The organism is Pseudomonas sp. R37(2017) (assembly GCF_002113375.1).
Taxonomy (GTDB): domain Bacteria; phylum Pseudomonadota; class Gammaproteobacteria; order Pseudomonadales; family Pseudomonadaceae; genus Aquipseudomonas.
Genome location: NZ_NEHO01000001.1, coordinates 506,940 through 523,838, shown reverse-complemented (window position 1 = coordinate 523,838; position 16,899 = coordinate 506,940). Strand labels below are relative to the sequence as shown.

The window sequence follows — 16,899 nt, the reverse complement described above, 5'->3', positions numbered from 1 at the left end:
CTCTTCACAGTAAAGAGCAACCGTGATGGAAACAGTATGAACTGGACGTGGTTTCACAAACTCGGCTCGCCCAAATGGTTTTACGGCATCAGCGGCAGACTGCTGCCCTGGCTGAGCGTCGCGGCATTGCTGCTGATCAGCGTTGGCGTGGTCTGGGGCCTGGCCTTCGCGCCGCCGGACTACCAGCAAGGCAACAGCTTTCGCATCATCTATATCCACGTCCCGGCCGCCATGCTGGCGCAGTCCATCTACGTGATGCTGGCCGTGTGCGGCATCGTCGGCCTCGTGTGGAAGATGAAGCTGGCCGACGTCGCCCTGCAATGCGCGGCGCCCATCGGCGCCTGGATGACCGCCGTGGCGCTGGTCACCGGGGCGATCTGGGGCAAGCCGACCTGGGGCTCGTGGTGGGTCTGGGATGCACGACTTACGTCCATGCTTATCCTGTTGTTCCTGTACTTCGGTCTCATTGCGCTGGGCCACGCGATCAGCAATCGTGACAGTGCGGCCAAGGCCTGCGCGGTGCTGGCGATCGTCGGTGTGATCAACATCCCGATCATCAAGTACTCGGTGGAGTGGTGGAATACCCTGCACCAGGGCGCGACCTTCACCCTCACCGAAAAACCGGCAATGCCCGCCGAAATGTGGCTGCCATTGCTGCTGACTGCGTTGGGCTTCTACTGTTTCTTCGGCGCGGTCCTGCTGCTGCGCATGCGTCTTGAAGTGCTCAAGCGCGAAGCCCGGGCCAGTTGGGTCAAGACCGAAGTGGAAAACAGCCTGGAGGTCGCTCGATGAGTTTTGCTTCATTCGGCGACTTCATCGCCATGGGCCATCATGGCCTGTATGTCTGGTCAGCCTATGGCATTTGCCTGGTGGTACTGGCCCTCAACGTGGCGGCGCCGATCCTGGCCCGCAAGCGGTATCTGCAACAAGAGGCGCGTCGGTTGCGCCGGGAGAACGGTAAGTGAATCCGCTGCGCAAAAAGCGTCTTGTCATCATTCTCGCGATCCTCGTCGGGGTCGGCGCTGCCGTCGGCCTGGCCCTGAGCGCCCTGCAGCAGAATATCAATCTGTTCTACACCCCCACGCAGATTGCCAACGGAGAAGCCCCGCATGACACGCGCATCCGCGCCGGAGGCATGGTCGAGGCCGGTTCGTTGCAGCGTTCCAGTGATTCCCTGGACGTGAAGTTCGTCGTCACCGACTTCAACAAATCCGTGACCATCACCTATCGCGGCATCCTTCCGGACCTGTTCCGCGAAGGGCAGGGCATCGTCGCCCTGGGCAAGCTCAATGCCGATGGCGTGGTGGTGGCCGATGAAGTGCTGGCCAAGCACGATGAGAAGTACATGCCGCCGGAAGTGACCAAGGCGCTCAAAGACAGCGGTCAATCGGCTCCAACGCCCGCGAAGGAGGGTTGATCCATGACATCCGGCATCTTTATTCCCGAGCTGGGTCATCTGGCGATGATCCTGGCCCTGTGCTTCGCCCTGGCCCAGGCCGTGGTGCCATTGCTCGGTGCCTGGCGCGGCGAGCGCCTGTGGATGAGCCTGGCCCAGCCGGCCGCGTGGGGGCAGTTCACCTTTCTGGCGTTTGCCTTCGGTTGCCTGACCTATGCCTTCATGGTCGATGACTTCTCCGTGGCCTATGTGGCCAACAACTCCAACAGCGCCTTGCCGTGGTACTACAAGTTCAGCGCCGTGTGGGGTGCCCACGAAGGTTCCCTGCTGTTGTGGGCCTTGATTCTTGGCGGCTGGACCTTCGCGGTGTCGGTGTTTTCCCGGCAGTTGCCGCAGGTCATGCTGGCCCGCGTGCTGGCGGTGATGGGCATGATCAGCAGCGGTTTCCTGCTGTTCCTGATCATGACCTCCAACCCGTTCAAGCGCATCCTGCCGCAAGTGCCTGGCGACGGTGCCGACCTCAACCCGCTGCTGCAAGACATCGGCCTGATCGTGCATCCGCCGATGCTGTACATGGGCTACGTCGGCTTCTCGGTGGCCTTCGCCTTCGCCATCGCCGCGCTGATGGGCGGTCGCCTGGATGCCGCGTGGGCGCGCTGGTCGCGTCCGTGGACCATCGTGGCCTGGGCGTTCCTGGGCATCGGCATCACCCTCGGCTCGTGGTGGGCGTACTACGAACTCGGCTGGGGTGGCTGGTGGTTCTGGGACCCGGTGGAAAACGCCTCGTTCATGCCATGGCTGGTGGGCACCGCACTGATTCACTCGTTGGCGGTCACGGAAAAACGTGGCGTGTTCAAGAGCTGGACCGTGTTGCTGGCCATCGCCGCATTCTCCTTGAGCCTGCTGGGCACCTTCCTCGTGCGTTCCGGCGTGCTGACCTCGGTGCACGCCTTTGCGTCCGATCCGGAGCGCGGCGTGTTCATCCTGATTTTCCTGCTGTTCGTGGTCGGTGGTTCATTGACGCTGTTCGCCCTGCGCGCGCCGGTGGTCAAGAGCCAGGTCGGCTTCAACCTCTGGTCCCGGGAAACCCTGTTGCTGGGCAACAACCTGGTGCTGGTGGTGGCGGCGTCGATGATTCTGCTCGGCACCTTGTACCCGCTGATTCTGGACGCCATGACCGGCGCCAAACTGTCGGTCGGCCCGCCGTACTTCAACGCGCTGTTCATTCCGTTGATGGCGTTGCTGATGGTGGTGATGGCGGTCGGCGTGATCGTGCGCTGGAAAGACACCCCGCTGAAATGGCTGGCGAGCATGCTGACTCCGGTCTTGCTGGGCAGCGCCGCCATGGCCGTGGTGGCCGGGGTCGCGTACGGCGATTTCAACTGGGCCGTGCTCGCCACCTTCATGCTCGCCGCCTGGGTGTTGCTGGCCGGCGTGCGTGACATCTTCGACAAGACTCGGCACAAAGGCCTGATCAAAGGCTTGTCGACGCTGACCCGCAGCTACTGGGGCATGCAGGTCGCGCACCTGGGCATCGCCGTGTGTGCGCTGGGTGTCGTGCTGTCGAGCCAGAACAGTGCCGAGCGTGACCTGCGCCTGGCACCGGGCGAGTCCATGGACCTGGCCGGTTATCACTTCATTTTCGAAGGCGCCAAGCACTTCGAAGGCCCGAACTTCACCTCCGACAAGGGCACCGTACGGGTGATCCGCGACGGCAAGGAAGTCAGCGTGCTGCACCCGGAAAAACGCCTGTACACCGTGCAGAATTCGGTGATGACCGAAGCGGGCATCGACGCCGGTTTCACCCGCGACCTCTATGTCGCCCTCGGCGAGCCCCTGGGTAACGGCGCCTGGGCTGTGCGCGTGCACGTCAAGCCGTTCGTGCGCTGGATCTGGTTCGGTGGTTTGCTGACAGGTGCAGGCGGCTTGCTGGCGGCGCTGGATCGGCGTTATCGGGTCAAGGTCAAAAGCCGTGTGCGTGAAGCACTGGGCATGTCGGGAGCCACTGCATGAAGCGTTGGTTGATGTTGTTGCCACTGGCGATTTTTCTGGTGGTCGCTGTATTCCTTTACCGTGGGCTGTACCTGGATCCCGCCGAGTTGCCCTCGGCGATGATCAACAAGCCGTTCCCGGAGTTTTCCCTGCCGTCGGTGCAGGGCGACAAGACGTTGAGCAAGGCCGACATCCTGGGCAAACCAGCGCTGGTCAACGTCTGGGGCACCTGGTGCATTTCCTGCCGGGTCGAGCACCCGGTGTTGAACAAGCTGGCCCAGCAAGGCGTGGTGATCTACGGCATCAACTACAAGGACACCAACGCCGATGCCTTGAAGTGGCTGACGGACTTCCACAATCCGTATGTGCTGGACATTCGTGACGATGACGGCTCGCTGGGCCTGAATCTCGGTGTATACGGTGCGCCGGAAACCTTCTTCATAGACGCCAGGGGCATCATCCGCGACAAGTTTGTCGGCGTGATCGACGAGCAGGTCTGGCGTGAAAAACTGGCGGCCAAGTATCAGGCGCTGGTCGACGAGGCCAAGCCATGAAGCGCTGGATTGCTGCCGCTGTACTGGGCTTGAGCCTGGCGGGTGCGGCCCACGCGGCCATCGACACCTACGAATTCGCCAGGGAAGGGGATCGCGAGCGTTTTCGTGAGCTGACCAAGGAGCTGCGTTGCCCCAAGTGCCAGAACCAGGACATCGCCGACTCCAATGCGCCGATTGCCGCCGACCTGCGCAAAGAGATTTTCCGCATGCTTGGCGAGGGCAAGGACAACCAGCAGATCATCGACTTCATGGTTGATCGCTACGGTGATTTCGTCCGCTACAAACCGGCCCTGAATGCCAAGACCGCCTTGCTCTGGTTCGGCCCCGCCGGCCTGCTGCTGGGCGGTGTCGTGATCATCGCGGTGATTGTCCGCCGTCGGCGCGTGCAACGCACCGACACCCCGGGCTCGCTGTCTGCCGAGGAGCGCTCGCGCCTCGACCACCTGTTGGATAAAACCAAGAATGATTGATTTCTGGCTCGCTGCAGGTCTGCTGCTTCTGGTTGCCCTGAGTTTTCTGTTGATCCCGGTGCTGCGCAGCCGTCGCGCCCAGCGTGAAGAGGATCGTACCGCCCTCAACGTCGCGCTTTATCAGGAGCGTGTGGCTGAGTTGCAGACTCAGCAGGAAGAGGGCGTGCTCGATGCCGCGCAAATGGACGCCGGTCGCGCTGAAGCCGCCCGTGAGTTGCTGGCGGATACCGAGGGCGTCGAAGCGCCACGGGTGTCGCGTCTGGGCAAACCCTTGCCGTTGCTGGCGGCCGTTCTGGTGCCGGTGCTGGGACTGGGGCTGTACATGCATTACGGTGCCAGCGACAAGGTCGAACTGACCCGCGAATTCTCCCAGGCACCCAAGTCGATGGAAGAAATGACCCAGCGCCTGGAGCGCGTGGTCGCCGCTCAACCGGATTCCGCCGAAGGCATGTACTTCCTCGGTCGAGCCTATATGGCTCAGGATCGCCCGGCGGACGCGGCGAAGATGTTCGAACGCACGGTGAACCTGGCCGGTCGTCAGCCAGAGCTGCTCGGTCAATGGGCCCAGGCCCAGTATTTCGCCGATGGCAAGAAGTGGTCGGACAAGGTCCAGGCCCTGACCGACGAAGCGCTCAAGGCTGATCCGAAGGAGGTCACCAGCCTCGGCCTGCTTGGCATCGCCGCGTTTGAAGGCGAGCGTTATCAGGACGCCATCGACTATTGGAATCGCCTGTTGGCGCAGTTGCCACCGGACGACAAATCCCGCGAGGCGTTGCAAGGCGGGATCACCCGGGCCACGGAGAAGCTGGTGGCCAGTGGCGGCAAGGTTGCGCAAGCACCGGCGGCCAAGGCCTCGGCGTTGCTCAAGGTCAGCGTCGATCTGGCTGCGGATTTGAAAGCCAGGGTTCAGCCGGGTGACAGCGTGTTCATCTTCGCCCGTGCGATCTCCGGTCCTCCGGCCCCACTGGCGGTCAAGCGCATGACCGTGGCTGATCTGCCGGTGACTGTCGAACTGGGTGATGCCGATGCGATGATGCCGCAATTGAAACTGTCGAACTTCCCTGAAGTCCAACTGGTTGCGCGCATTTCCCGTGCCGGCAAACCCACCGCCGGCGAATGGATCGGTCGCAGCCAGCCCCTGGCCAGCAGCACCACCGCGCCGCAGACACTGACTATCGACAGCCCGGACAAATAACAGGAAAACGCAATCATGACCGCATTCGCTCGTATCACCCTGCTCAGCGTCGTTATGGGGTTAAGCGCTTGTGCGGTCCAGCAACCAACGGAACATCAGGCGCCGCCACCGTTCCCGCCGTCGCAGCCCAGTCCAACGCCATCGACGTCGCCCGTGCCGAGCAAGCCGACCATACCGGCCAAGCCCTCCAAGCCGTTGCCACGCACCTCCGCCAGCTTCGCGCCACCACCCGGGGGCAATAGCCACTGGGATCCGAAGCTGGGGGTTTATGTGCTCGATAACCAACCCAATACCTTTTATCGCCAGCGCACCTATTACCGCTGGGATAACGGCTGGAGCCGGTCGATCAGTCCGAACGGGCCGTGGGAAGAGACTGACATCCACGGTGTGCCGGGTGGCCTGGGGCGGCAGTTCGGGCAGTAAAAGAGGGTGGTTTGATGTCAGGCAGGTTGATCTATCTCATCGGGCCTTCAGGTTCGGGCAAGGACAGCCTGCTGGATGCCGCGCGAACGAGGCTGGCCGAACGCGGCTGCCGCATCGTGCGGCGGGTCATCACGCGCTCGGCCGAAGCCGTGGGCGAAGAGGCGCTGGGCGTCAGTGCCCGGCAGTTCGCCGATATGCAGGCCCGGGGCGCATTTGCCCTGAGCTGGCATGCCAATGGGTTGTCCTATGGCATCCCGCGGGAAATCGACGATTGGCTGGCTGCCGGGCAGGACGTACTGATCAATGGCTCCCGGGGGCATTTGCAAAATACGCGTCTGCGCTATCCGAATGTGTTGGTGGTGTTGCTGACCGTGGACCAGGCTGTATTGCGTCAACGACTGCTGGAGCGCGGGCGTGAGTCGCTGATCGAGATCGATCAGCGTTTGGCACGCAATGCCCGTTTCAACGAGCAACTGCTGGCGCAAGACCCGGCCGTGCACCTGCTCGACAACTCCGGGGCGCTTGAGCATACGGTCCAGCGTTTGCTGGCCTGTATTGACGTGCATGCCCAAGGCATTGACGCAGCGGGGAACGAACACGAGCGATGACGTACGTACGCGGTCATTGCGGGAGCTGACGCAGCCTGCGGTCATTTGACCTTGATTGAACGGTCGGTCAGGCCTTCCTGGCCAACAACCCCTGCACATACTCCACAAACGCCCGGGCCTTGGCGCTGGCCATTCTCCCGGTGGGGAAAACGGCCCACAGATCCAGGTTCGGCAGTGTCCAGTCCTTCATCACTTCCCGGACCGAACCATCCGCCAGTTCCGGCGCGAACATCCATTGCGAGGCCATGGCCAGCCCTTGATCGGCCAGCACGGCTTCACGCAAACCCTCGGCGGCGTTGACGCGGATCCGGCCGTTGATGATTACCGACTGCTCTTCGCCGGCCTTGTTGAATGGCCAGTTTGCGCCACCACCGAGGGAGTAGACGATTGCCTGATGCCTGCACAGGTCGGCGGGGCAGGTGGGCTCGCCGTGTTTTGCGAAGTACGCCGGTGTGCCCAGTACCATGCGCCGGCATTCGGCGATCTTGCGGGCGGTCAGCGCCGAGTCGCTCAGCTCGCCCAGGCGCAGGGCGATGTCGACGCCTTCTTCCACCAGGTTGACGTTGCGATCATCGAGCATCAGATCGATGTTCAGCGCCGGGTTTTGTTCAAGGAAAGGCCCAAGGTGCGGCACGATGTGCAGCCGACCGAAGGTGACCGCCGCGCAGATGCGCAGGTTGCCGCTCAGCCCGCCAGCGGAACCACGTGCGGCGTTATCGGCCTCGTCGGCTTCTTCGATGGCGCGCCTGGCCCGTTCGAAAAAGGCCAGCCCGGCCTCGGTGGGTGTCAGGCCACGGGTCGAGCGCAGCAACAGCCGCACCGCCAACCGCGATTCGAGTTGTGCGATGGTTTTCGACACGGCCGGCTGGCCGATGTCCAGGCGCCGGGCAGCCGCGGAAAACGACCCGGTCTCCACCACACAGACGAAAGTTTCCATTGCGCCGAGGCGGTCCATTGAGCGGTCCTTGTGCAAAAACCGGAAGTTATTGGAAGTCCCAGTGTAATCGGGAACGGCAGGGCTTCCATCAGGGGCTTGCCTCACACTCTGTTAAACAACCGAACGTCGTGCTTCGGTTTTCTGTGCTTGAGTAAAGATAACTCTAGGGTTATTTTTGTTTTTGCCAAGCAAGGAGGCTGGTGGTGCAGAGCAGGCTATTGATCAAGGAGTTGGTGGAAGCGGGTTGGACCCTGGACCGGGTTACTGGCAGTCATCACATCTTCACGCATGCTTACAACCCATACACCATTCCCGTCCCTCATCCAAAGAAGGATTTACCGATCGGGACGGTCAAGAGCATCAGGAGGCGGGCCGGGCTGAACTGCCCGCCAGCCAGTTACGCAGGAGATCCATAATGCAATATCCAATCTGTATCGAATGGGGCGATGAGAACACCGCCATCGGTATCCAGATCCCCGATATTCCAGGTGCGGTGACCGCCGGGGATACTTTTGAAGAGGCGTACAACGCAGCCGTCGAAATTGCCCACATCCTGCTGCAGGAGATGGCTGCAGACGGCGATACGATTCCGATGCCGACTTCGGCGGCATTGCACCGCGGCAATCCGGAATTCGCCGACATGGGCTGGGGCATGCTGGAACTGGACATCTCGCCATACATGGGCAAGACCGAGAAGGTCAATGTCACGCTGCCCGGCTATGTCATACAGCGCATCGACCGCTATGTGCGCGAGCACAACGTCAAAAGCCGCTCCTCATTTTTGGCGGATGCGGCGATGGAGAAGCTGGTTCGACAATGAATTGGGGGCACCGCTGGCATTTGCTGGCAAGCTTTCTAAAGCTTAGGCCGTCGCCAGCGAAACCTTTTGCGAAACACTCAGGAACCGCAGCAACGCCAACAGCGGAAATGCACTGCCGACAAGCACGATCCACAACCAGCCGCCGTGTTCGTACACAGCGCTGGCCACCGAGGAGCCGAAGGCGCCGCCGATGAAGATGCTGGTCATGTACAGCGCATTGAGGCGGCTGCGGCTTTTGCCGTCGAGGGCGTACACCGCACGTTGGCCGAGGACCATGTTCATCTGCACGCAAAAGTCGAGCACCACGCCGGTGATGGCCAGGCCGATGACGCTGTACGCCGGATGGATAAACGCCGGCAGGAAACTCAGGCTGGCGAACAACAGCGCCAGCAACGACGCGATACGGGTGTGACCGGCATCGGCCAGGCGTCCGGCGATCGGGGCGGCAATGGCGCCGATGGCTCCCACCAGGGCGAAAATCGCGATCTCGCTCTGCGACAAGCCGTGATTGCGCGCCAGTTCCAGCGGCACGGCGGTCCAGAACAGGCTGAAGGTGGCAAACATGCAGCCTTGATAAAACGCTCGCTGGCGCAGCACTGGCTGATTGCGCAGCAACGTCCACAACGAGCCCAGCAGCTGGCCATAGGAAGCGCTATGGTCGGGCTCACGCTTGGGAATGGTCATGGCCAGCACGAGGCTGATGGCCGCCATCAACATGGCGGCAACCATGAACATCGCCCGCCAGCCGAAGTAGTCGGCCACGACGCTGGACACCGGCCGGGCGAGCAGAATGCCGAGCAACAAACCACCCATGATCCCGCCCACCACACGGCCACGGCTCTCTTCCGGTGCCAGGTGCGCGGCCAGCGGAATCAGGATCTGCACCGAAACCGAACTGAACCCCACCAACAGCGAAATCAGCAAAAACACATTCGGCTGGTCGGTGAACGCCGCGCCCAGCAGGCTGGCGATCGCCACCAGCGTGGTGATGATCATCAACCGGCGGTTTTCCAGCAGGTCCCCCAGCGGCACCAGGAAGAACAGCCCCAGCGCATAGCCGATCTGGGTCAGGGACACGATCAGGCTGGCCATGGTGTTGGTCAGGCCGATGTCCGGGGCGATCAGACCGATGATCGGCTGGGCGTAGTAGATGTTGGCGACAATGGCGCCACAGCAGAAGGCGAAGAGCAGCACCATGCCTCGGGTCATTGTCGCGGTGCCGTGGGACACCTGGGTCGCTGGGTTCATAACGGGGTCTCGCTGTACGGAAAGGGATGCGCGCAGGCTAATGGGCTGATCGAATCGGCGGAAGCGGGATTGGAGTGATAGCAATCATTCCATTGCGGAATGACTGACGGACAAGTGTGTTGTCCGCCGAACTGCCTGGCGTCAGAACATCAAGGGTGAATGATACATTCACTTACATCTGCTTCGATAGCGTGCTTATGTTCTCTGACGGTCACCAGGCCATTTTCTGCGGGAATCCGAGCTGAAATTGCGTACAAGCACCTGTAGGAGCGAGCAAGCTCGCGATGGTCGTCAACGATGACACTGGCTGCCTGACACCCCGCGGTGCCTGTGCCTCCATCGCGAGCTTGCTCGCTCCTACATTAGTAGACAGGTGTTGTACCCACAAAAAAGGCGACCTCTGCAGGTCGCCCTGTTCGTTATCGCCCAGTCATCACTTACCGCTGTAGATCTGGTCGAAAACCCCGCCATCATTGAAGTGGGTCTTCTGTACGGTGCGCCAGTCACCAAAGGTCTTCTCGACCGACAGGAAGTCCACTTTCGGGAAGCGGTCGGTGTACTTGGCCAGCACGGCCGGGTCACGCGGGCGCAGGTAGTTCGCCGCGGCAATTTCCTGACCTTCCGGCGACCACAGGTATTTCAGGTATTCCTCGGCGGCGGCGCGGGTGCCTTTCTTGTCGACGGTTTTGTCGACCACCGATACCGGTGGTTCGGCTTCGGCGGAAACGCTTGGGTAGATGACTTCGAACTGATCACGGCCGAACTCGCGGGCGATCATTTCCGCTTCGTTCTCGAAGGTCACCAGCACATCGCCGATCTGGTTGGTCATGAAGGTGGTGGTGGCGGCACGGCCACCGGTATCGAGCACCGGCGCTTGCTTGAACAGCTTGCCGACGAAGTCCTTGGCCTTGTTCTCGTCACCGCCGTTCTTCAGTACATAGCCCCAGGCCGAGAGGTAGGTGTAACGACCGTTACCGGAGGTTTTCGGGTTCGGCACGATGACTTGAACGCCATCCTTGAGCAGGTCCGGCCAGTCTTTCAGGGCTTTCGGGTTGCCCTTGCGCACGATGAACACAGTGGCCGAGGTGAACGGCGCGCTGTTGTTGGGCAGGCGCGTGACCCAGTTGTCCGGCACCAGTTTGCCGTTGTCTGCCAGGGCGTTGATGTCGGTGGCCATGTTCATGGTGATGACATCGGCCGGCAGGCCGTCGATCACCGCGCGCGCCTGTTTGCTGGAGCCGCCGAAGGACATTTGCAGGGTGATGTTTTCGTTGTGCTCGGCTTGCCAGTGTTTCTGGAACGCAGTGTTGTAGTCCTTGTAGAAGTCGCGCATCACGTCGTAGGAAACGTTGAGCAGGGTCGGTGCGGCTTGAGCCACGCTGGTCAGTGCCAGGCCTGCGGCCAGGAGAGAGGCGGCAAAGAGTTTTTTCACTGCGCAATCCTTGTTCTATTTAACAGATGGGGCATTTTGCCAGCGACTATAACTGGGCTCGCATAGTCCTTTAAAGATTAAAAAGCTCTTTGCTTATTCCAGTTTTTTGAACAGTGCGTTGCCGCAACGGGAGCAAAACGCGGCGCCGTGTTCGTGGCTGTTTTTCTTGCACACCGGGCAGTCGTGTTGAAGTTGATCACCGCGCAGGGCGTTGGCCAGTTCAGCGGTGAAGATCCCGGTTGGCACGGCGATGATCGAGTAACCGGTGATCATCACCAGCGACGAAATCACCTGGCCCAGCGGCGTTTTCGGAACGATGTCGCCGAAGCCCACGGTGGTCAGGGTCACGATCGCCCAGTAAATGCCTTTGGGAATGCTGGTGAAACCGTGTTCCGGCCCTTCGATCACGTACATCAGCGTGCCGAACACCGTCACCAGGGTGCAGACGCTGACCAGGAACACCACGATCTTCTGCTTGCTGCCGCGCAGCGCCGACATCAGGTAGTGGGCCTGCTTGAGGTACGGGCTGAGCTTGAGTATGCGGAATATCCGCAGCATCCGGATGATGCGGATGATCAACAGGTACTGCGCATCGGCGTAATACAGCGCGAGGATGCCGGGCACGATGGCCAGCAGGTCCACCAGCCCATAGAAACTGAAGGCATAGCGCAGGGGCTTGGGCGAGCAGTACAGGCGCAGGATGTACTCGCCGAGGAAGATCACCGTGAAACCCCACTCGATATAGGCGAGTACGTTGGCGTAGTTGCGGTGAACGCTGTCGATGCTGTCGAGCATCACGACCACCAGGCTGGCGAGGATGATCAACAGCAGGATGCCGTCGAAACGCCGACCCGCCTGGGTGTCGGTCTGGAAAATCATGACGTAAAGGTCTTCACGCCAGTGTTTGCTGCTGTCCATGGGTAACGCCTGATTCGAAGATCAGCGCAGCCTAGGTTGATTGTCCCCGGTAGCGCAAGGCGCGCTTTCGACCGTGGCCTTGCCGAGCATTTGCACAACGCAGCGGATCAGCCAGCCGGCAAGGATGAACGGAGCGGTCAGCGTGGGCAGGCCGACGGCGGCGAACACCGGCGTCAGCAACAGCGCCAGGCCGATGCCAACCAGCGGCAGCCATGGTTGGCGGCGCTGCGAGCTGAAGGCGAGGGCGGCGAGTACGGCGTTATAGCCACCGAGGCCGAGCAATGCGGTGTAGACGTCATGGTTCAACAGGCTCCAGCCCATGCCCGCGACAGACGCCAGCATTGCCCAGCAGAAGGCGCGGCGATCGGCGATCAGCAAGCCGGCGGCAATCATCGCGCCGGCCAGTGGATGACCCTGGAACATGACCTGACCAATACCTTTGAGAGGGGCGGCGAGCATGTTCAGCGTGCTGACTTCGATCAAGTGCGCCTCGGTCGAGGGCGTGGCGAAGCACAACAGCAACCAGCCCAGCCCGACGAAGGGGGCGGTGTAGGCGGGCAGGTATTGGCTGAACCGGACGCGCTTGAGCCATTGCTGGGTGATCATTGCGCTCAGGCCGCCGGCGGCCAGAATCAGCGGCGGCATCATCGCCGACCAGGGGAAATACAGGCTCAGCAACAGACCGAGCAGCACGCCGTTGTAACTGAACAATCCGGCCTGACGATCAGCCTTGGCGTAGTTGCGGCGTTGCGCAGTGAGCAGCCCGGCGACACCGCCGAGCAAGGCGCCGCCGAGCAAGGCGGGCGCGGTGAACAAAATGGCCGACAGGCACAGCAGGCCGCACAGCGGATTGCGCTGGAGAAAGATCTGGCTGAAGCCGTTGAGCAGTGCTTCGGCCCAGTCGGGACAGTGGGTGTTGAAATGGTTGGCAGGCATGGCAGTTCTGAAAGTCTGTGAAACCGAGTCGCCCACGTCGCCAGCAGGTTGGCTCCTACACAAATCAACTGTAGGAGCCAGCCTGCTGGCGATGAGGCCAGTACAGGCGCTAGATCAATGTCTCGATACGCAATGAGTTAGTCGATCCCGGCTGGCCAAAGGGCACACCGGCGGTGATCAATAATGTATCGCCACGCTGCGCCATGCCTTGGGCCTGGGCGATTTCCAATGCTGTGGAGCAGACTTCGTCGACCTGGCGCAGGCGATCGTTGACCACCGAGTGCACGCCCCAGGCCACGGTCAGGCGACGAGCGGTCGAAAGGTTCGGTGTCAGGTTGAGGATCGGCACGGTCGGCCGTTCCCGCGCAGCCCGCAAGCTCGACGTGCCCGACTCGCTGTAGTTGACCAGCACCGCCACCGGCAGCACGTTGCTGATACGGCGAATGGCGCAGCTGATCGCGTCGGAAACGGTCGCCTCGGCCTTTGGCCGGCTGACGTCGAGTTGGGTCTGATAGTCCGGACCGTTTTCCACCTGGCGGATGATCTTGCTCATCATCTGCACGGCTTCGAGCGGGTACTCGCCGGATGCGGTTTCCGCCGACAGCATCACCGCGTCCGCACCTTCGGCCACGGCGTTGGCCACATCGGTTACCTCGGCGCGGGTTGGAGCCGGTGAGAAGCGCATCGACTCCAGCATCTGTGTCGCCACCACCACCGGTTTACCGAGCTGGCGGCAGGTGCCGATGATGTTCTTCTGAATCTGCGGCACGCTTTCGGCCGGCACTTCCACGCCCAGGTCACCACGGGCAACCATGATCGCGTCGCTCAATTCGGCGATTTCGCGCAGTTGTTCAACGGCCGACGGCTTCTCGATCTTGGCCATCAGGAACGCCTTGTCACCGATCAGGGTGCGGGCTTCGCGGATGTCGTCCGGACGTTGCACGAACGATAGCGCCACCCAGTCGACACCGAGTTCCAGGCCGAAGGTCAGGTCGCGGCGATCCTTGGCGGTCAGCGGGCTCAGGTCGAGCACTGCCTGGGGAACGTTCACGCCTTTGCGGTCCGACAGTTCGCCGCCGTTGAGCACGGTGGTGTCGATGGCGTCGGCGTACTTGGTCACTACCCGCAGGCGCAGCTTGCCGTCGTCCAGCAGCAGGTCCATGCCGGGTTCCAGCGCGGCGATGATTTCCGGATGCGGCAGGTTGACCCGGCGCTCATCGCCCGGCGTGGCATCCAGGTCAAGGCGCATGGCCTGGCCGCGCACCAGTTGCACCTTGCCTTCGGCAAATTTGCCGACCCGCAGTTTCGGACCTTGCAGGTCCATCAGAATGCCCAATGGATAATTCAGCTGGCGTTCGACTTCCCGTATCCACTGAAAACGCTTGGCGTGGTCGGCGTGATCGCCATGGCTGAAGTTCAGGCGGAAGATGTTGACCCCGGCCAGCACCAGCTCACGGATGTCTTCGATGCCGTCGATGGCGGGACCCAGTGTGGCGAGGATTTTGACCTTTTTATCAGGCGTCATGTTTAGTGCTCTCGAGGATCAGAATGGCGCGGAAGTCGTTGACGTTGGTACGGGTCGGCTCGGTGACGATCAGCGCGTCGAGTGCCTCGAAGTAGCCGTAGCCATTGTTGTTGTCCAACTCGTCGCTGGCGCTCAAGCCCTTTGCTGCGGCGCGGGCGTAGCTGTCCGGGGTCATGATCGCGCCGGCGTTGTCTTCGGAGCCGTCGATGCCATCGGTGTCGCCGGCCAGGGCGTAGACGCCGGGCAGGCCCTTGAGGCTGTCGGTCAGGCTCAGCAGGAACTCGGCATTGCGCCCGCCACGGCCATTGCCGCGCACGGTCACGGTGGTTTCGCCACCCGAGAGGATCACGCAGGGGGCCGCCAGCGGCTGGCCGTGCAGGACGATTTGTCGTGCGATGCCGGCGTGGACTTTTGCCACCTCGCGGGATTCGCCTTCCAGATCGCCGAGAATCAGCGGACTGAACCCGGCCTGACGGCATTTCACCGCCGCCGCTTCAAGGGATTGCTGCGGGCGGGCGATCAACTGGAAATGACTGCGGGCCAGGCTCGGATCGCCGGGTTTGACGGTCTCCGACTCGGGGCTTTGCAGCCAGTTGCGCACCGAGGCCGGGACTTCGATGGCGTAGCGCTTGAGGATCGCCAGGGCTTCGGCCGAGGTGCTCGGGTCGGCCACGGTAGGGCCGGAAGCGATGACCGTGGCGAGGTCGCCCGGCACATCGGAAATCGCGTAGGTGTAGACAGTGGCTGGCCAGCAGGCTTTGCCCAGGCGGCCGCCCTTGATCGCCGAGAGGTGCTTGCGCACGCAGTTCATCTCGCCAATGGTGGCGCCGGACTTGAGCAGGGCTTTGTTGATCGACTGCTTGTCGGCCAGGGTAATGCCTTCGGCCGGCAGTGCCAGCAGGGCAGAGCCGCCGCCGGAGAGCAGGAAGATCACGCGGTCGTTTTCGCTGAGGCCGCTGACCAGTTCCAGCACACGCTTGGCCACGGCCAGGCCGGCGGCGTCCGGTACCGGATGCGCGGCTTCGACCACTTCGATTTTTTCGCAAGGTGCGCCGTGGCCGTAACGGGTCACCACCAGGCCTGTGACTTCACCCTGCCAGCAGCGCTCGACCACCTGGGCCATGGCGGCGGCGGCTTTGCCGGCACCGATGACGATCACACGACCGCTGCGGTCGGCAGGCAGGTGGGCTTCGAGGACGTGTTGCGGATGCGCCGCGTCGATGGCTGTGGCAAACAGCTCGCGCAGCAATTGTTGCGGATCGACCGACATGGCGGGCTCCCGGAATTCTTGTTATGGGGGGTGGCGCGGACCTTGTGGGAGCGAGCCCTGTGGCGAGGGGGCTTGCCCCCGTTTGAGTGCGTAGCACTCACAAGATCTTTGGTGCATCCGAGATTTTGGGGCTGCTTCGCAGCCCAACGGAGGCAAGCCCCCTCGCCACAGGCCCGCTCCCACAGGGAACGGGTCAGGTTCAGGCAGGGCTTACTTCTTGTCGCGAATCGAGAAGTTCGCCATGTGTTCCAGGCCCTTGATCAGTGCCGAGTGGTCCCAGTTGCTGCCGCCGATGGCCGCGCAGGTGCTGAACACTTGCTGGGTGTTGGCGGTGTTCGGCAGGTTGATGCTCAGCTCCTTGGCGCCTTGCAGGGCCAGGTTCAGGTCCTTCTGGTGCAGGCTGATGCGGAAGCCTGGATCGAAGGTGCCCTTGATCATGCGCTCGCCGTGCACTTCGAGGATCTTCGAGGACGCGAAACCGCCCATCAGTGCTTCACGCACCTTGGCCGGATCGGCACCGTTTTTCGAAGCGAACAGCAGGGCTTCGGCTACGGCCTGGATGTTCAGGGCCACGATGATCTGGTTGGCCACCTTGGCGGTCTGGCCGTCGCCGTTGCCCCCGACCAGGGTGATGTTCTTGCCCATGGCCTGGAACAGCGGCAGGGCGCGTTCGAAGGCATCGGCATCGCCGCCGACCATGATGCTCAGGGTCGCAGCCTTGGCGCCGACTTCACCGCCGGAAACCGGGGCGTCGAGGTATTGCGCGCCTTTTTCGCTGATTTTGGTCGCGAAAGCCTTGGTGGCGGTCGGCGAGATCGAGCTCATGTCGATCACCACCTTGCCTTTGCCAACACCGGCGGCAACGCCATCGGCACGGAACAGCACGTCTTCGACCTGCGGGGTATCCGGCACCATGACGATGATGAATTCGGCTTCCTGGGCGACTTCTTTCGGGTTCGCCAGGGCAACGGCGCCACCGGCGATCAGGTCGGCAGGGGCGGCGTCGTGGTGCGCCGACAGGAACAGGCTGTGACCGGCTTTCTGCAGGTTCAACGCCATTGGGTGGCCCATGATGCCGGTGCCGATAAATCCGATTTTAGCCATGAGAAAATCCTCTTGTTTTTATTGCCGCTTCAAACTGTTTTTTGTAGGAGCGAGCATGCTCGCTCCTGCAG

Annotated in this window: 19 protein-coding genes; 11 read left to right on the top strand and 8 right to left on the bottom strand. The window is 62.0% G+C overall.

Annotated elements, in window-relative coordinates:
* Positions 1-36 precede the first annotated feature (36 nt).
* Genes CAG47_RS02510 through phnN form a run of 9 tightly spaced genes read left to right on the top strand, consistent with a single transcriptional unit; the run spans position 37 to position 6,638 of the window.
* Entirely contained in the window at positions 37-792 is a 756-nt protein-coding gene (locus tag CAG47_RS02510) for a heme ABC transporter permease (protein WP_085723322.1), read from the top strand.
* Complete coding sequence (ccmD, locus tag CAG47_RS02505; RefSeq protein ID WP_057398391.1) at positions 789-965, top strand: heme exporter protein CcmD; 177 nt, start codon at positions 789-791, stop codon at positions 963-965. Before CAG47_RS02510 ends, ccmD begins: the two co-directional genes overlap by 4 nt.
* Entirely contained in the window at positions 962-1,417 is a 456-nt protein-coding gene (gene ccmE / locus CAG47_RS02500) for a cytochrome c maturation protein CcmE (protein WP_085723321.1), read from the top strand. The genes ccmD and ccmE overlap by 4 nt, the downstream gene beginning before the upstream one ends.
* Positions 1,418-1,420: 3 nt before the next feature.
* Entirely contained in the window at positions 1,421-3,409 is a 1,989-nt protein-coding gene (locus CAG47_RS02495) for a heme lyase CcmF/NrfE family subunit (protein WP_085723320.1), read from the top strand.
* Positions 3,406-3,942, top strand: coding sequence for a DsbE family thiol:disulfide interchange protein (locus tag CAG47_RS02490; RefSeq protein WP_085723319.1), 537 nt, complete (start codon positions 3,406-3,408; stop codon positions 3,940-3,942). Before CAG47_RS02495 ends, CAG47_RS02490 begins: the two co-directional genes overlap by 4 nt.
* Positions 3,939-4,412, top strand: a complete 474-nt coding sequence (locus CAG47_RS02485) for a cytochrome c-type biogenesis protein (RefSeq protein ID WP_085723318.1) — start codon at positions 3,939-3,941, stop codon at positions 4,410-4,412. Before CAG47_RS02490 ends, CAG47_RS02485 begins: the two co-directional genes overlap by 4 nt.
* Complete coding sequence (gene ccmI, locus CAG47_RS02480) at positions 4,405-5,607, top strand: c-type cytochrome biogenesis protein CcmI (RefSeq protein WP_085723317.1); 1,203 nt, start codon at positions 4,405-4,407, stop codon at positions 5,605-5,607. Before CAG47_RS02485 ends, ccmI begins: the two co-directional genes overlap by 8 nt.
* A 15-nt stretch (positions 5,608-5,622) precedes the next feature.
* Positions 5,623-6,030 (top strand): hypothetical protein, encoded by a 408-nt coding sequence (locus CAG47_RS02475; RefSeq protein ID WP_085723316.1) that lies wholly within the window; start codon positions 5,623-5,625, stop codon positions 6,028-6,030.
* Positions 6,031-6,044: 14 nt separating this feature from the next.
* Complete coding sequence (phnN, locus tag CAG47_RS02470; protein WP_085723315.1) at positions 6,045-6,638, top strand: phosphonate metabolism protein/1,5-bisphosphokinase (PRPP-forming) PhnN; 594 nt, start codon at positions 6,045-6,047, stop codon at positions 6,636-6,638.
* A 67-nt stretch (positions 6,639-6,705) separates the two neighbouring features.
* Here phnN and CAG47_RS02465 read toward each other — a convergent pair whose 3' ends face one another.
* On the bottom strand, positions 6,706-7,593 hold the full coding sequence (locus CAG47_RS02465) for a LysR family transcriptional regulator (RefSeq protein WP_085723314.1): 888 nt from the start codon (positions 7,591-7,593) through the stop codon (positions 6,706-6,708).
* A 185-nt stretch (positions 7,594-7,778) separates the two neighbouring features.
* Between CAG47_RS02465 and CAG47_RS02460 the strand changes: the two genes are divergently transcribed.
* Together CAG47_RS02460 and CAG47_RS02455 are read left to right on the top strand one after the other, a co-directional pair.
* Positions 7,779-7,991: a type II toxin-antitoxin system HicA family toxin gene (locus CAG47_RS02460; RefSeq protein WP_085723313.1), complete on the top strand. Its 213-nt coding sequence runs from the start codon at positions 7,779-7,781 to the stop codon at positions 7,989-7,991.
* The gene (locus CAG47_RS02455; protein WP_085723312.1) at positions 7,991-8,395 is read left to right on the top strand and encodes a type II toxin-antitoxin system HicB family antitoxin; all 405 of its coding nucleotides are present in this window, start codon (positions 7,991-7,993) and stop codon (positions 8,393-8,395) included. The genes CAG47_RS02460 and CAG47_RS02455 overlap by 1 nt, the downstream gene beginning before the upstream one ends.
* A 42-nt stretch (positions 8,396-8,437) precedes the next feature.
* Here CAG47_RS02455 and CAG47_RS02450 read toward each other — a convergent pair whose 3' ends face one another.
* The 7 genes from CAG47_RS02450 to CAG47_RS02420 form a co-directional block, all read right to left on the bottom strand.
* Positions 8,438-9,643, bottom strand: coding sequence for an MFS transporter (locus tag CAG47_RS02450; RefSeq protein WP_085723311.1), 1,206 nt, complete (start codon positions 9,641-9,643; stop codon positions 8,438-8,440).
* A 433-nt stretch (positions 9,644-10,076) separates the two neighbouring features.
* On the bottom strand, positions 10,077-11,075 hold the full coding sequence (locus tag CAG47_RS02445; protein ID WP_085723310.1) for a sulfate ABC transporter substrate-binding protein: 999 nt from the start codon (positions 11,073-11,075) through the stop codon (positions 10,077-10,079).
* Between the two features lie 93 nt (positions 11,076-11,168).
* Complete coding sequence (locus CAG47_RS02440) at positions 11,169-11,993, bottom strand: ion transporter (protein ID WP_085723309.1); 825 nt, start codon at positions 11,991-11,993, stop codon at positions 11,169-11,171.
* Positions 11,994-12,014: 21 nt separating this feature from the next.
* Positions 12,015-12,929 carry an urea transporter gene (locus CAG47_RS02435; protein ID WP_085723308.1) on the bottom strand — a complete coding sequence of 305 codons (915 nt, stop codon included), beginning with the start codon at positions 12,927-12,929 and terminating at the stop codon, positions 12,015-12,017.
* A gap of 109 nt (positions 12,930-13,038) precedes the next feature.
* Positions 13,039-14,454, bottom strand: coding sequence for a pyruvate kinase (gene pyk / locus CAG47_RS02430; protein ID WP_085723307.1), 1,416 nt, complete (start codon positions 14,452-14,454; stop codon positions 13,039-13,041).
* The gene (locus tag CAG47_RS02425; RefSeq protein WP_085723306.1) at positions 14,444-15,724 is read right to left on the bottom strand and encodes a glycerate kinase; all 1,281 of its coding nucleotides are present in this window, start codon (positions 15,722-15,724) and stop codon (positions 14,444-14,446) included. Before CAG47_RS02425 ends, pyk begins: the two co-directional genes overlap by 11 nt.
* A 210-nt stretch (positions 15,725-15,934) precedes the next feature.
* Positions 15,935-16,828 (bottom strand): 2-hydroxy-3-oxopropionate reductase, encoded by an 894-nt coding sequence (locus CAG47_RS02420; protein ID WP_085723305.1) that lies wholly within the window; start codon positions 16,826-16,828, stop codon positions 15,935-15,937.
* Positions 16,829-16,899: the final 71 nt, after the last annotated feature.